We start from the raw sequence: 452 nt of genomic DNA, 5'->3' as shown, positions 1-452 counted from the left end.
ACCCCAAGCCGCCATTCATCCGCCAGCGCCGAGTCCAGCCCCACCAGCACGCCGTAGGTCGATGCCTGATAACCCGTGGCATTGGCATCACCCGACGCATGGTCCCAGGCGCCCAGCAGCTGCGCCCAGGCACCGCCGTCGTCGTCCGCCTTGATGTCCGATGACGTTGCCAGCCCTTCTGCCTGACGCAGGCGGCCGTTCAATGCATCACGCAGGTAACGGCTGTCGTTGACCTGTGCCGAGGCGATATCCGCGTGAACTTGCCCCGACAGCTGTCGGAAGGCCTGACGGGCCTCCCCGACCGAACCGGCATTCAGGATGCTCTCGAACACCGGGTTGCCCGCCGCCAGCGCGTCTGCCGCTGCCGCCACTGCACGCTCGTTTTGCGTTTGCGCCACGCTGGCAAAGGAGGTGTCGTTACGGCCGACGCTCAGCGTGACCTGATTCGGTTG

General features: G+C 66.2%; 1 protein-coding gene. It reads right to left on the bottom strand.

What is annotated here, in order from left to right; all coding sequences use genetic code 11:
- The coding region (locus tag AC2FC2_RS26975) for an autotransporter outer membrane beta-barrel domain-containing protein (RefSeq protein WP_490660207.1) at positions 1–452 on the bottom strand (452 nt) is incomplete at both ends.

It is taken from the genome of Serratia sp. CoH_122_TC_1 (assembly GCF_058191755.1).
The sequence above is the reverse complement of the archived record's forward strand: the minus strand, read 5'-3'. Positions and strand labels throughout refer to the sequence as shown.